We start from the raw sequence: 13,745 nt of genomic DNA on the forward strand, positions 1-13,745 counted from the left end.
TTTTTATTTAATCTTAGAGACTTCCTTTTGTACTGGGTAAAATCATTTTATTAGGATCTCGCTTCACAGCTACTTTAATGGCCTTGGCAAATACTTTAAAAATGGACTCTATCTTGTGGTGTTCATTTTCACCTTCAGCTTTTATATTTAAATTGGCTTTAGCACCGTCTGTGAATGATTTGAAAAAGTGAAAAAACATTTCTGTTGGCATCTTGCCAATCATTTCACGCTTAAATTCAGCATCCCAAACCAGCCAGTTTCTTCCACCAAAATCAATTGATGCTTGAGCGAGACAATCGTCCATTGGCAAACAAAATCCATAACGTTCTATTCCAAGTTTATTCCCTAAAGCCTCTGCAAAAGCTTCTCCTAGGACAATAGCTGTATCTTCAATCGTATGGTGCTCATCTACCTCTAAATCCCCTTTTACCGTCAGATTTAAGTCCATGTTACCGTGTCGAGCAATTTGATCTAACATATGATCAAAAAAGGCAATCCCAGTATCGATTGTACTCTTCCCAGTTCCATCTAGATTGAGTTCTAATTTAATATCGGTTTCGTTGGTGGTTCTTTTCTGAATTACAATACGTTGCTCTAATTTTAAAAACTCATAAATACGCTTCCATTCAGTTGTTTTAAGGGCAATTGTTGAACTAAAGTCTGTCCCTGATACTTCGTTAGATCCAAGTTCTTCATCGTTTGCGATGAATATTCCTTTTGCTTTTAAGTTGAAGGCGAGCTCTATATCGGTTATGCGATCTCCAATTACAAAAGAGTTTTTAAGATCATATATATCTTCATTTAAATAAGGAGTTAACATTCCTGTCCTAGGTTTGCGTGTAGGAGCATTGTCTTCTGGAAGACTTTTATCAATCAGAATCTCATCAAATTTTACTCCCTCATTCTCGAACGTTTTTAAAAGAAAATTGTGTGTAGGCCAGAAAGTATCTTCTGGAAAGGAACTAGTTCCAAGACCATCTTGGTTGGTTACCATAACTAATTCGTAGTCTAACTCGGTTGCTATTTTTCTTAAATAAGTAAAAACTTCCGGGTAAAATTCTAATTTTTCAATAGCATCCAACTGATAATCTGCTGGTTCCAGGGCTAAAGTTCCATCACGGTCTATAAAGAGTACTTTTTTCATACTAATATTTTTATTGATCCATTGCTTTTAAAGCGGTAATCAAAGCTGTATTTTCAATTTCTGTCCCTATTGTTATTCTGAGCGTATTCTCGCAAGAAATTTGTTTCGACGGGTTGCGAACTACAATTCCTTTTTGAATTAATTGATTGTATCGAAGCGAACTATCGTCTACACGGATTAAAATAAAATTTGCATCGGAAGGGAATATTTTTTTTACAAAACTTAAATCTTCCAAAGCTTTTATTAAGGTTTGTTTATACCCAATTAACAAACGTACTTCTTGAGCTACCTGACCCGCTTGATCTAAACGATCCATGACTGCCTGTTGAGAAAGAACATTAAGGTTGTAAGGAGCTTTTATTGTATTTAAAACATCTATTATTTCATCTTTAGCAAATGCCATTCCTACTCGTGCCCCTGCCAGACCCTGAGCTTTAGAAAAAGTTTGTAGCACCACAATATTTTCATATTGATCAAGCCAATCAATAGCAGTTTCTCCGGGTGAAAACTCAGCATAGGCTTCGTCTATAATAACAAGACCAGGAAAATTTTTAGCGATGTGCTCTAAATCACTCAAAGGAAAGCGGTTTGCAGTCGGATTGTTTGGTGTAGGGATGAAAATCATTTTAGTCTTGTCGGACGCACGAGCAAGTATTCTGTCAACATCCAGTTGAAATGCATCAATAAGCGGAACTTCTACTACATGAACACCGTTTAAATTTGCAGAAACTTGATACATTCCAAAAGTTGGGGGAACAATCATAATTTCTTCCTCTTTAGGTTCACAAAAGGCAACCATTAAAAGACTAATCAATTCGTCACTCCCATTGGCTAGAAATAAAGATGAACTCGAAACTCCTTTGATAGCTGCAAGACGATTCTTTAATTCTGTTTGAAAAGGATCCGGATAGCGATTTAATCCCGTTTCAAATGGATTTTCGTTTGCATCTAACAAAATCATTTTACGATCAGAACCAACAAATTCTTGACGAGCTGACTTATAGGATTTCAAATCCTTTATTACAGGTCGTACTAGTTTGTTTATGTCAATCCTTCTATTCATCTTTTAAATCGTTTAAACGTAAGGTGACCGCATTTTTATGTGCCTGAAGCCCTTCTGATTCAGCCATAAGCTCTATAGCTGGTCCAATGTTTTGAATTCCTTTACTCGATATTTTCTGAAAAGTCATTTGTTTTAAATAACTATCTAAATTAACACCACTGTATTGTTTTGCGTAGCCATTTGTGGGTAAGGTATGATTGGTTCCAGAAGCATAGTCTCCGGCACTTTCTGGAGTATAATTACCTATAAAAACTGAACCTGCATTTGTAATTTGATCAATGTAGAGTTGTTCCTCTTTCACACAAATAATATAATGCTCAGGACCGTATTGATTGATAAAGTCTATGGATTCTTCATTAGTTTCGAAAAATATCATTCTAGAATTATCCATTGCTTTTTCAGCAATTTCTTTTCTTGGAAGTAAATTCAATTGAATTTCAATTTCTTGTTTAACAAGTTCCAACATTGGAGCGTAGGTTGTTACTAAAATCACCTGACTGTCAGCTCCGTGTTCCGCCTGTGAAAGTAAATCTGATGCCACATATGCTGGATTTGCCGTCTCATCAGCTACAACTAACAATTCACTTGGTCCAGCAGGCATATCTATTGAAACCTGATATTGTGTAGCAATTTGTTTAGCAACTGTTACGTACTGATTTCCAGGCCCGAATATCTTATATACTTTTGGAACAGTTTCCGTTCCAAAAGTCATTGCTGCAATTGCCTGAATTCCTCCTAGTTTAAAAATCTGGCTCAATCCACATAACTTAGCAGTATATAAAATTACATCGGGAATTGCTCCATTTTGATTTGGAGGGGTACACAATACAATTTCTTTACAACCTGCGATTTGAGCCGGTATTGCGAGCATTAATAAGGTAGAAAACAAAGGTGCTGAACCTCCAGGAATATATAAACCCACTTTTTCAATCGGTCTTTTTTCTTGCCAACACAAAACTCCCGGCTGTGTTTCAATTGAAACAGAAGGTGTTTTTTGTGCTTTATGAAACGCTTCTATATTACTTTTCGCTAATTGAATGGCTTCTTTTAATTTCTTCGAAACTTTATTTTCTGCTTCTAAAAAGTCTGCTTCAGTTACACTGAAAGAATCTAAAGATACCCCATCAAACTTTTGAGTATATGCTTTCAAAGCTTCATCACCTTTGGATTGAACCTCAGAAAAAACATCCTCAACAACAGGTTCTAAATCTTTAAAACTAGCTGTAGGACGGCTCAATATTGAATTCCAAACCAACGGTTTAGGTTGAATAAACTGCTTCATTAACGCACCATTTTTTCAATTGGACATACCAAAATATCTTCAGCACCTGCTGCTTTTAACTGATCAATAACCTCCCAAAAATCACCTGAATTTATAACCGAATGAATTGAACTCCACCCTTCTTGTGCTAAAGGCAATACTGTAGGACTCTTCAGAACAGGTAAAATTTTTGAAACTGAATCAATTTGTTCATTAGGAACGTTTAACAAGATATAGCGGGATTGTTTTGCTCGCAGAACTGCTTGGATTCTAAACTGAATCTTTTCAATTAATAAAATTTGCTCTTCGTTCAAATTAGGAGCCTGTACTAAAACAGCTTCCGACGTTAATATCTCAATTACTTCTTTTAAGTTGTTCTTAAATAAAGTGCTACCACTTGAAACAATGTCACAAATTGCATCTGCAAGACCGATATTAGGAGCAATTTCTACAGAGCCACTAATCACGTGAATATCTGCCTCTACACCTTTTTCTTTAAGAAATTGATTGACCGTATTTGGATAGGAAGTTGCTATTTTCTTTCCTGCTAAGTCTGAAACTCCAGAAAAAGAATTCTCCTTGGGAATTGCAATTGAAACTTTACACTTAGAAAATCCTAAAGATTCTATAACCTCCAGATCTGTCCCCTTTTCTACCAAAAGATTACTTCCAACAATGGCAAGATCTACCACGCCGTCTCTAAGATATTGAGGGATGTCTCCATTTCTCAAAAAGAAAACCTCTAAAGGAAAATTCCTTGCTTTTGCTTTAAGTTGGTCTTTCCCATTATCAACAGTTATACCGCAGCTTTTTAATAAAGCTAAAGAATCTGTATTTAATCTACCAGATTTTTGAATTGCTATTCTAATCATATTTTTAAAATAAAAAAACCCGCTTGAATATTCAAACGGGTTCTATGAGTTGTATATACACCAACCTTTAGATCTCGCTTGAGTCTGAAGTATGATGGTGGGTATGTAAATTTGTTTTAATCATTAAAGTGCAAATATATTGATTTTATTTGAAATCATAAAAACACATTGAATAAATAATATTTGAATTCTAAAAATAAATTTATAAAATATGAAACCCAAACCTGAGGAGGTTTGGGTTTATAAAATATTTCATTAATAAAAATTCTTATTCTTACTGATTTCCTAAGATAATAGGTAATCCAGATTCTCCGCTCCCAATTACAATTACTTTAGAGTTGTTTGATTCAGACAATTTAATCGTAGCCTCAATTCCTTTTTCTTGAAGAATTTTATCAGTCAACGAAGCACTTAGAATCCGGTTAGCAGTTGCTTTACCTTCAGCATCAATACGCTGACGTTCAGCTTCTTGTTTTGCTTTTTCAATTCTAAACTCATATTCTAAAGCTTCTTGTTCTTGATTTAATTTTCGTTCAATAGCTTCACGAATTGCAATTGGTAAAGTTACATCACGAACTAAAACTGCATTGAGTTGAACGTGTTGGTTTTCAACTACTTTTTTAGTTTCTTCAAAAATTTCGTTTTGAATCGCATCTCTTTTTGTAGAGTATAATTGCTCTGGAGTATAACGTCCAACAACAGAACGAGCTACAGCTCTAATTTGAGGAATGATAATTATATTTAAATAATTTTCACCTTTTGTCTTGTGTAGTAATCCAAGTTCAGCAATAAGCGGTTGATAAAGAACAGAAATATCTAATGAAATTTCTAGTCCATTTGAAGATAAAACTTGCATTTTACTTTCAAATACTTCTTGTTGCTTTACATTATAAACATAAACCTTGTTCCAAGGCGCAATGATATGAAAACCTTCTCCTAAGACTGGTTCATCAACAACAACACCGCCTCCGAAAGTTTTAAATAAAACTCCAGCTTCTCCGTATCCAATGTTAATTGAAGACTTTGAGATGAAAATAAATAAAATAAAAATTCCTGCGATTACAGGTAGGCCAATTTTGGGTAATTTTTCCATGATTATTTTTAATTAAGTTAACATTCCACCATCAACGTTCATTACTTGACCGGTGATGTAATTTGATAAATCTGATCCAAGAAATACACATGCGTTAGCAATATCTTCTGGAGATCCACCTCTTTTCAAAGGTATACCATTTCTCCAACCTTGCACGACTTCTTCAGATAATTTTGCAGTCATTTCTGTTTCAATAAATCCAGGAGCAATTACGTTAGATCTTATATTTCTTGATCCTAACTCTAAAGCAACAGACTTAGAAAAACCAATAATACCAGCTTTTGAAGCTGCATAATTAGCTTGACCAGCATTTCCTTTAACACCCACAACAGAACTCATGTGGATTATAGATCCTTTGCGCTGTTTTAAGAAAGTACGTTGAACCGCTTTAGTCATGTTAAAAACAGACTTAAGATTTACTTCAATTACTTGATCGAAGTCCTCCTCTCCCATTCTCATTAATAAGTTGTCTTTAGTAATTCCAGCATTATTAATAAGGATATCTAACCCATCAAAATCTTTAGCTACATCTTCAACAAGAGTGTGTGCTTGCTCGAAACTTGCTGCATTGCTTTGATATCCCTTAGCTTTAACACCAAAAGCTTTCAATTCAGATTCTAATGCTTTAGCAGCATCAACAGAACTGCTATAGGTAAAAGCTACATCACATCCGTGTTGAGCGAACACAAGTGCAATTCCTCTTCCAATACCCCTGCTAGCTCCAGTAATTATTGCAGTTTTTCCATCTAAAAGTTTCATATATACTTTTTTTAGTTAAGAATTTCGGCTACTTTTTTACCAATTGCCGCTGGGGAATCTACAACATGTATTCCACATTCAGACATAATTCTTTTTTTAGCTTCTGCGGTGTCATCAGCTCCACCAACAATTGCTCCAGCGTGCCCCATAGTTCTTCCAGCAGGAGCAGTTTCACCAGCGATGAAACCAATAACTGGTTTTTTGTTTCCAGTTTCTTTAACATACTTGGCAGCTTCCGCTTCTAATTGCCCTCCTATTTCACCAATCATTACGATTGCTTCAGTTTCAGGGTCATTTAAAAATAATTCAACAGCATCGCGCGTTGTAGTTCCAATGATAGGGTCTCCTCCAATACCAATTGCAGTTGAAATCCCAAAACCTTCTCGAACTACTTGATCAGCAGCTTCATAAGTAAGGGTTCCTGACTTAGATATAATTCCAATATTTCCTTTTTTGAATACAAAACCAGGCATAATTCCAACCTTAGCTTCGCCGGGAGTAATAACACCTGGGCAGTTTGGACCTATTAATCTACAATCTTTATCCGCAATATAATTAGAAGCTTTCACCATATCAGCGACAGGAATCCCTTCTGTAATAGTGATGATTACTTTAATTCCTGCATCTGCAGCTTCCATTATTGCATCAGCTGCAAAAGCTGGTGGTACAAATATGATTGTTGTATTTGCCTGTGCTTTTTCTACTGCTTCAGCAACCGTATTAAAAACAGGACGGTCAAGATGAATTTGCCCTCCTTTTCCTGGAGTTACACCTCCAACAACATTGCTTCCGTATTCAATCATTTGAGTAGCATGGAAAGTTCCTTCACTACCTGTAAACCCTTGTACTATTATATTAGAATCTTTGTTAACTAAAACACTCATTCGGTATTGTATTAAATATTAATGATTACTTATTATTAATTCAAATATTGAATTATTCTTTTATTCGTTCTTGGTAAGTTCCTTTTTCTGTTTCAATTTTTATTTTATCACCCTCATTAATGAATAAAGGCACATTAACTCGAGCTCCTGTTTCTACAGTTGCTGGTTTAGTTGCATTGGTTGCAGTATTTCCTTTAACCCCAGGCTCTGTATGTGTAACTTCTAATACAACACTCAAAGGCATGTCTACAGATAGTGGCATTCCATCTTCTGTATTGATGGATATTGAAACTATTTCACCTTCTTTCATCAATTCAGGAGAATCGAGTATGTTTTTTTCAATCGCAATTTGATTGTAATCTTCTTGATTCATGAAGTTGTAAGTATCTCCTTCATTATATAGAAATTGAAACTTATTAGTTTCAACTCGAATATCTTCAATTTTATGACCTGCAGAAAAAGTATTGTCTAAAATTTTACCCGTAGTTACACTTTTAAGTTTTGTTCTTACGAAAGCTGGACCTTTTCCAGGTTTAACATGTAAAAACTCAATAATTTTGTAAATATCATTACTATGCTTGATACATAGTCCCTTTCTAATATCAGAAGTAGATGCCATAATTTTATATTAATTTTTTTGAAAATATCCTTTCATTATTCCACGTTGTGAATCTTTTATAAACTGTAAAATTTCGTCACGCTCTGGAGTTACTTCCATTTCAGCCTCTAAAATCTCAGCGGCTTGAGTGGTATTATAATTTTTCTGATACAATGTTCTATATATATCTTGAATTTCACGAATTTTCTCTGCAGAAAATCCACGACGTCTTAATCCTACTGAATTAATTCCAACATACGAAAGTGGTTCACGTGCTGCTTTTACGTAGGGAGGTACATCTTTACGAACTAGAGATCCTCCAGAAATAAATGCATGATCTCCAACAGAGCAAAACTGATGAATTGCGGTCATACCAGCCAGAATTACATAATCTCCAATTGTTATGTGTCCTGCTAAAGTACTGTTATTAGAAAATACACAATAATTTCCAACCTTACAATCATGAGCAATATGAGAATAAGCCATAATTAAACAATTAGAACCAATTGAAGTTTGCATACGATCCGTAGTTCCACGGTTAATTGTTACGCACTCTCTTATGGTAGTATTGTCACCAACTATTGTCAGAGTTTCTTCACCTGAGTATTTTAAATCTTGAGGGGGTGCAGAAATAACTGCTCCGGGATAAATATTACAGTTTTTACCAATTCGAGCACCTTCCATAATAGTAACATTGGAACCAATCCAAGAACCTTCTCCGATGATTACATTGTTACTTATAGTAACAAAAGGTTCGATTACAACATTATTTGCAATTTTTGCACCGGGATGAACGTAAGCTAAAGGTTGATTCATATGCTATCTTTTCTGACTATTTGAGCCATTAATTCTCCTTCAGTGGTTATTTTGCCATTTGCAAAAGTATACCCTTTCATATGGCAAATTCCTCTTCTGATTGGAGTTATTAATTCTAGTTTAAATATAAGAGTATCCCCAGGATTAACTGGGGTTTTAAATTTAACGTTATCAATTTTCATGAATAAGGTTAAATAGTTTTCAGGATCTGGAACTGTATTTAAAACCAAAACACCACCTACCTGTGCCATTGCTTCAACTTGAAGAACGCCTGGCATCACTGGTGCTCCTGGGAAATGACCAACAAAGAAGGGTTCGTTCATTGTTACATTCTTTAGTCCAATGACATGTGTTTTCGATAATTCAAAAATTTTATCAACCAATAAAAAAGGAGGTCTGTGAGGTAACATTTTCATGATGTCATTAACATTCATGAGTGGTGGTTGATTGATGTCTATGTTAGGAGCATTTAAACGTTTTTCTTGTTTAATTATTTTTGATAATTTTCTTGCAAAATCGATGTTTACCTTATGCCCGGGCTTTCTTGCGATTACTTTACCTCTAATTCTTTTACCAACTAAAGCTAAATCTCCAATAACATCCAATAATTTATGACGGGCAGCTTCATTAGGATAATGAAGTGATAAATTATCGAGAATTCCATTGGGTTGAACGGTTATTTTAGTTTTGTTGAATGCTTTTTTTAAATTATCCATTGTTTCGTCAGACAAAGGTTTGTCTACATAAACAATTGCATTATTTAGGTCTCCTCCTTGAATTAAACCATTTTCAAGAAGCATTTCTAATTCGTGTAAAAAACTAAACGTACGTGAAGATGAAATTTCTTCCACATAATCGTCCAAATGTTCCAAGGTAGCATTTTGAGTTCCCAAAACTTTAGTGCCAAAATCAACCATAGTGGTTACTTGGTAGTTATCCCATGGTATTAATGTCATTTCACTTCCAGACTCTTCGTCTCTGTAGTGAATAATTTCTTTTACAATATATTCATCGCGTTCTTCAGAAAGTTCAACTTTTCCAGCTTTCTGAAGTGCTTCGACAAAGAATTTTGATGAACCATCCATAATAGGGGGTTCAGGAGCACTCAATTCAATTAAACAATTGTCAATTTCAAGTCCAACAAGTGCAGATAAGACATGTTCTGAAGTATGAATTTTAACTTCATTTTTAACTAAATTAGTTCCACGCTGAGTATCATTGACGTACTGAACATCAGCTTCTATAGTTGGTTCTCCTTCGAGATCAGTTCTTTTAAAAACATAACCCGTGTTAGCAGCTGCCGGATTGAATGTAAGTACAACGTTTTTACCCGTATGAAGTCCTACTCCTTCAAGTGTAACTTTGTTTGCTATGGTTGTTTGTAAAACAGGTTTATTTTCCATGTTGTTCTTTTTCTATTTGATCGAGGCGTTTTATAATTTTTGGTAGATTTTTAAAATGTATATATGACTTACTGTAGCTCTTAAAGTCAAAAGCAGGTGTCCCTTGGAGAATTGCATTATCTTTAATGTTTCGAGTAACTCCAGTTTTACCTTGCACTTGTACTCCATTACCAATTGTTAGATGACCGGCAAAACCTGCTTGACCTCCAATTACACAAGATTTTCCAATTTTTGTAGACCCTGCAATCCCTACTTGAGCTGCAATTACTGTATTTTCTCCTATTTCAACGTTATGAGCAATTTGAATTTGATTGTCTAGTTTAACTCCATTATTAATTATTGTGGCCCCAAGCGTTGCTTTATCTATAGTTGAATTAGCTCCAATATCGACATTATTCCCGATTCTTACAATACCCGTTTGAGGAACTTTCTTGTAGGTTCCGTCTGGTTGTGGTGCAAAACCAAAACCTTCTGAGCCAATAACACATCCAGAATGAATTATACAATTTTCTCCGATTATTGTACCCGATAAAATACGTGTCCCAGAATGTATTTTAGTCCCTGATCCTATAGTTACATCTTTTCCTATATAACATTGAGAGTCGATCTTTACATGATCTCCAAGAGATACATTTTGCTTAATTACAGTAAATTCACCAACATAGCATGAACTATTAATTCGAACAGATTTGTCAATGGAAACAGGTTCCATGATGCCCTCTTGATTGTCGTCAATTTGATTATAAAATTCCAAAAGGGTAGAAAAAGCCTGATAGGCATCTTTAACTCTAATTAAAGTTGGCGCAACCTCTTTATCCAAGACAAGATCATTATTGACAATAACAATTGAGGCTCCAGTTTTATATATAAAAGGGTTATACTTTTTATTAGCTAAAAAAGATATAGAGCCAAGTTCCCCCTCTTCAATTTTGGAGAGTTGATGGACTTCTGTCTCTGGGTTACCTTCTACAGTTCCGTCCAAAATACCAGCAATTTGTTTAGCGGTAAATTTCATTGGTGCAAAAGTATAAAAATTAGCTTAGAATATTGGCTTTGCAAAGCAGAGATAAAATTTAGATTCCATGTTTGAAAATGAGTTGCCTACAAATAATTCAGAATGACGTTGTAATGAATTGACTTCTCCTGATTTGGTTAAGATCATTATCGTCTTAATATCAGGTACATAGGCTTGGTTTGAGATTTCTCCTGTAAACACATAATTACCCATATCCGACTCTTTGATTCCAGCTGATGACAGTAATTCAATCTTTTCGTTTATCTGTTTTTGGGTAAAAGGATTATTCTGAATCCTAATTTTAAGTAGATTCCGGTTTAAAATTCTACTTGAAAGATCACTTAAAACAAAGTCTGAATGATTTTGCCATTCTTTTAATGAGGAAACAATATCATAATCATCTAATAAAGCAAATCTTTTAAGTAGATCTAATGAATTTATATCGTTTGAATCTCTATTTAAAAAGTAGGACAAAGAGTTTGAGGTTTTTAAAACTTCACCTTTTGAAGTAAGAATTCTAGCGTGTTTTAAAAGTCTTTCTAAAAGAAGTTCTGCAACCAAACTTGTTTTATGTAAATATACTTGCCAATACATCAGTCTCCTTGCTATTAAGAATTTTTCAACAGAGTGCATTCCCTTTTCCTCAATAACCAACTGATCATCAACAACATTGAACATCGTTATAATTCTTTCTGAATTTATATTGCCCTCCGTAGCAGCTGTATAAAAACTATCACGCTTTAGATAGTCCATACGATCTAAGTCTATTTGACCCGATACTAACTGATACATAAACTTTCGTTTGTATTGATTTTGAAAAATTGAAATTGCAAGAGTCAGCTGTCCTTCAAACTCATTATTTAAAGCATTCATGAATTTCAATGAGAGAGATTCATGATGTACTCCCTCCACTATACTATTTTCCATTGCATGAGAAAATGGACCATGACCAATGTCATGAAGTAGTATTGCAATCTGCATACCAATTGACTCTTCATCAGTAATAGCAATTCCTTTTGTTCTTAATATAGAAATTGTTTTCTGCATTAGATGGACACAACCTAATGCATGCTCAAAACGACTGTGTCTTGCCCCAGGATATACCAAAGAAGACAGTCCCATTTGAGAAATCCTTCTTAATCTTTGAAAAAAAGGATGCTCTAATAATTTAAATATTATAGGCTCATGAATATGAATAAATCCGTAAATTGGATCGTTTAACAAGGTCAGTTTCTGATTGTTTTTCAAAGTGCTGATTTTTAACAAATATAATGAATCCAAAGCCAATACAAATATTGTGGGTAGATGATGAAGTAGACCTTCTAAAGCCTCACATACTCTTCCTTTCTAACAAAGGCTATGAGGTTGTCCCCTGTAATAATGGATTGGAAGCTATTGAACTACTGGATTCCACTAATTTTCAAGCGGTTCTACTCGATGAAAATATGCCTGGATTAGACGGTTTAGAAACTCTTTCTTTGCTTAAAAACAAACTCCCTAACCTACCTGTAATAATGGTTACTAAAAATGAAGAGGAGCACATCATGGAAGATGCAATTGGATCTAAAATTTCAGATTATCTAATAAAACCAGTCAATCCAAATCAAATTCTACTTTCGCTCAAAAAAAATCTTCAACAAGGAGATTTAATTGCTGAAAAAACAACTCGAAATTACCAAAAAGAATTTCGTAAAATCAGCTTGGAACTAATTGATCTCGATGATGCTCCTGCCTGGCAGAATTTTTATTTAAAAATGATTCATTGGGAACTCCAACTTGAATCACTTTCAGATCCTGGAATGATGGATATATTTGAAAGTCAATTGAAAGAAGCAAATAACCTTTTTTCTAGGTTTATTTCTAGATCCTATGAAGAATGGATTCAGAATCAATCTAATGCGCCTGAATTATCACATACCTTATTTAAAAATAAAGTAAAACCATTACTTAAAAATAACCAACCCACTCTTTTTTTGGTTATTGATAATTTAAGAATGGATCAATGGAAAACAATCGAACCCATAATACTAGATTTTTATAATAAAGAAATTGAGGAAAGCTATTTCAGTATTCTTCCTACAGCAACACAGTATGCTCGAAACTCCCTTTTTTCAGGACTCACACCTTTAGATATTTCCAAAAAACATCCAGAATTATGGAAATATGATAATGAAGAAGGAGGTAAAAACAGTAATGAAAAAGAACTTCTTGAGAATCAGATGAAAAGACTTGGTATTGACGGAAAGATGAGTTATCACAAGATAACCAATCTAAAGAGTGGAAAACAATTAGCCAAATACTTAACAAATCATAAAAAAGAAAAATTAACGACTGTAGTATATAACTTTGTAGATATGATTTCACACGCTAAGTCTGAAATGGAAATCATCAAGGAATTAGCTCCAGACAATAAGGCATATAGATCACTAACTTCAAGCTGGTTCAAGAATTCTCCTCTCCTAGAAATACTTTTAGAAGCTAAAAGACTTAACTTTCAACTCATCTTAACAACAGATCATGGAACTATAAATGTTACTCAACCCGTAGAGGTTGTTGCTGATAAAGAAACAAGTTCTAATCTTAGATACAAGACCGGAAGAAGCTTAACTTTCCCATCAAACAAAGTGTATAAAGTAGATGAACCTTCTCGAATTGGTCTTCCTCAAGCGGGGTTTAATCATAAATATATTTTTGGTTTGGATTATAATTACTTTGTATATCCTCAAAATTATAACCATTTTGCTACTCTTTATAACAACTCCTACCAACATGGTGGTATTTCTTTAGAAGAAATAATAATTCCTTTTGTAGTTTTGCAACCCAAAAGCAAGTAATTA

13 protein-coding genes are annotated in these 13,745 nt (G+C 34.3%); 1 reads left to right on the forward strand and 12 read right to left on the reverse strand.

Going from position 1 to position 13,745, the window contains the following annotated elements:
• Positions 1–13: 13 nt before the first annotated feature.
• From hisB to NG655_RS05550, 12 genes are all read right to left on the reverse strand, one after another.
• Positions 14–1,144, reverse strand: a complete 1,131-nt coding sequence (gene hisB, locus NG655_RS05495; RefSeq protein ID WP_252158333.1) for a bifunctional histidinol-phosphatase/imidazoleglycerol-phosphate dehydratase HisB — start codon at positions 1,142–1,144, stop codon at positions 14–16.
• Positions 1,145–1,154: 10 nt separating this feature from the next.
• Positions 1,155–2,207 carry a histidinol-phosphate transaminase gene (hisC, locus tag NG655_RS05500; protein ID WP_252158334.1) on the reverse strand — a complete coding sequence of 351 codons (1,053 nt, stop codon included), beginning with the start codon at positions 2,205–2,207 and terminating at the stop codon, positions 1,155–1,157.
• Complete coding sequence (gene hisD, locus NG655_RS05505) at positions 2,200–3,489, reverse strand: histidinol dehydrogenase (RefSeq protein ID WP_252158335.1); 1,290 nt, start codon at positions 3,487–3,489, stop codon at positions 2,200–2,202. The genes hisC and hisD overlap by 8 nt, the downstream gene beginning before the upstream one ends.
• Entirely contained in the window at positions 3,489–4,340 is an 852-nt protein-coding gene (gene hisG, locus NG655_RS05510) for an ATP phosphoribosyltransferase (protein ID WP_252158336.1), read from the reverse strand. The genes hisD and hisG overlap by 1 nt, the downstream gene beginning before the upstream one ends.
• A 274-nt stretch (positions 4,341–4,614) precedes the next feature.
• Positions 4,615–5,433 (reverse strand): prohibitin family protein, encoded by an 819-nt coding sequence (locus tag NG655_RS05515; RefSeq protein ID WP_252158337.1) that lies wholly within the window; start codon positions 5,431–5,433, stop codon positions 4,615–4,617.
• A 12-nt stretch (positions 5,434–5,445) separates the two neighbouring features.
• Entirely contained in the window at positions 5,446–6,192 is a 747-nt protein-coding gene (gene fabG / locus NG655_RS05520; RefSeq protein WP_252158338.1) for a 3-oxoacyl-[acyl-carrier-protein] reductase, read from the reverse strand.
• An 11-nt stretch (positions 6,193–6,203) separates the two neighbouring features.
• Positions 6,204–7,076, reverse strand: a complete 873-nt coding sequence (gene sucD / locus NG655_RS05525; protein WP_252158339.1) for a succinate--CoA ligase subunit alpha — start codon at positions 7,074–7,076, stop codon at positions 6,204–6,206.
• 52 nt (positions 7,077–7,128) lie between these two features.
• A complete protein-coding gene (efp, locus tag NG655_RS05530; RefSeq protein WP_252158340.1) occupies positions 7,129–7,695 on the reverse strand; it encodes an elongation factor P in 567 nt (188 codons plus the stop codon).
• 9 nt (positions 7,696–7,704) lie between these two features.
• On the reverse strand, positions 7,705–8,490 hold the full coding sequence (gene lpxA / locus NG655_RS05535) for an acyl-ACP--UDP-N-acetylglucosamine O-acyltransferase (RefSeq protein WP_252158341.1): 786 nt from the start codon (positions 8,488–8,490) through the stop codon (positions 7,705–7,707).
• The gene (locus NG655_RS05540) at positions 8,487–9,893 is read right to left on the reverse strand and encodes a bifunctional UDP-3-O-[3-hydroxymyristoyl] N-acetylglucosamine deacetylase/3-hydroxyacyl-ACP dehydratase (RefSeq protein ID WP_252158342.1); all 1,407 of its coding nucleotides are present in this window, start codon (positions 9,891–9,893) and stop codon (positions 8,487–8,489) included. The genes lpxA and NG655_RS05540 overlap by 4 nt, the downstream gene beginning before the upstream one ends.
• Positions 9,883–10,908 (reverse strand): UDP-3-O-(3-hydroxymyristoyl)glucosamine N-acyltransferase, encoded by a 1,026-nt coding sequence (gene lpxD, locus NG655_RS05545; RefSeq protein ID WP_252158343.1) that lies wholly within the window; start codon positions 10,906–10,908, stop codon positions 9,883–9,885. The genes NG655_RS05540 and lpxD overlap by 11 nt, the downstream gene beginning before the upstream one ends.
• 24 nt (positions 10,909–10,932) lie before the next feature.
• Positions 10,933–12,156: an HD domain-containing protein gene (locus NG655_RS05550; protein WP_252158344.1), complete on the reverse strand. Its 1,224-nt coding sequence runs from the start codon at positions 12,154–12,156 to the stop codon at positions 10,933–10,935.
• Between the two features lie 23 nt (positions 12,157–12,179).
• Between NG655_RS05550 and porX the strand changes: the two genes are divergently transcribed.
• Positions 12,180–13,742 carry a T9SS response regulator signal transducer PorX gene (gene porX / locus NG655_RS05555; protein ID WP_252158345.1) on the forward strand — a complete coding sequence of 521 codons (1,563 nt, stop codon included), beginning with the start codon at positions 12,180–12,182 and terminating at the stop codon, positions 13,740–13,742.
• The last annotated feature ends 3 nt before the right edge of the window (positions 13,743–13,745 follow it).

The sequence above is a fragment of the Candidatus Arcticimaribacter forsetii genome (genome assembly GCF_910589745.1).
Lineage (GTDB): Bacteria > Bacteroidota > Bacteroidia > Flavobacteriales > Flavobacteriaceae > Arcticimaribacter > Arcticimaribacter forsetii.

What these genes read in the sequence shown, in the direction of transcription:
- fabG (WP_252158338.1), bottom strand. Translation starts at nt 6,192, where the DNA reads ATGAAACTTTTAGATGGAAAAACTGCAATAATTACTGGAGCTAGCAGG.
- lpxA (WP_252158341.1), bottom strand. Translation starts at nt 8,490, where the DNA reads ATGAATCAACCTTTAGCTTACGTTCATCCCGGTGCAAAAATTGCAAAT.
- hisD (WP_252158335.1), bottom strand. Translation starts at nt 3,489, where the DNA reads ATGAAGCAGTTTATTCAACCTAAACCGTTGGTTTGGAATTCAATATTG.
- hisG (WP_252158336.1), bottom strand. Translation starts at nt 4,340, where the DNA reads ATGATTAGAATAGCAATTCAAAAATCTGGTAGATTAAATACAGATTCT.
- lpxD (WP_252158343.1), bottom strand. Translation starts at nt 10,908, where the DNA reads ATGAAATTTACCGCTAAACAAATTGCTGGTATTTTGGACGGAACTGTA.
- porX (WP_252158345.1), top strand. Translation starts at nt 12,180, where the DNA reads ATGAATCCAAAGCCAATACAAATATTGTGGGTAGATGATGAAGTAGAC.
- sucD (WP_252158339.1), bottom strand. Translation starts at nt 7,076, where the DNA reads ATGAGTGTTTTAGTTAACAAAGATTCTAATATAATAGTACAAGGGTTT.
- hisC (WP_252158334.1), bottom strand. Translation starts at nt 2,207, where the DNA reads ATGAATAGAAGGATTGACATAAACAAACTAGTACGACCTGTAATAAAG.
- efp (WP_252158340.1), bottom strand. Translation starts at nt 7,695, where the DNA reads ATGGCATCTACTTCTGATATTAGAAAGGGACTATGTATCAAGCATAGT.
- hisB (WP_252158333.1), bottom strand. Translation starts at nt 1,144, where the DNA reads ATGAAAAAAGTACTCTTTATAGACCGTGATGGAACTTTAGCCCTGGAA.
- NG655_RS05515 (WP_252158337.1), bottom strand. Translation starts at nt 5,433, where the DNA reads ATGGAAAAATTACCCAAAATTGGCCTACCTGTAATCGCAGGAATTTTT.
- NG655_RS05540 (WP_252158342.1), bottom strand. Translation starts at nt 9,893, where the DNA reads ATGGAAAATAAACCTGTTTTACAAACAACCATAGCAAACAAAGTTACA.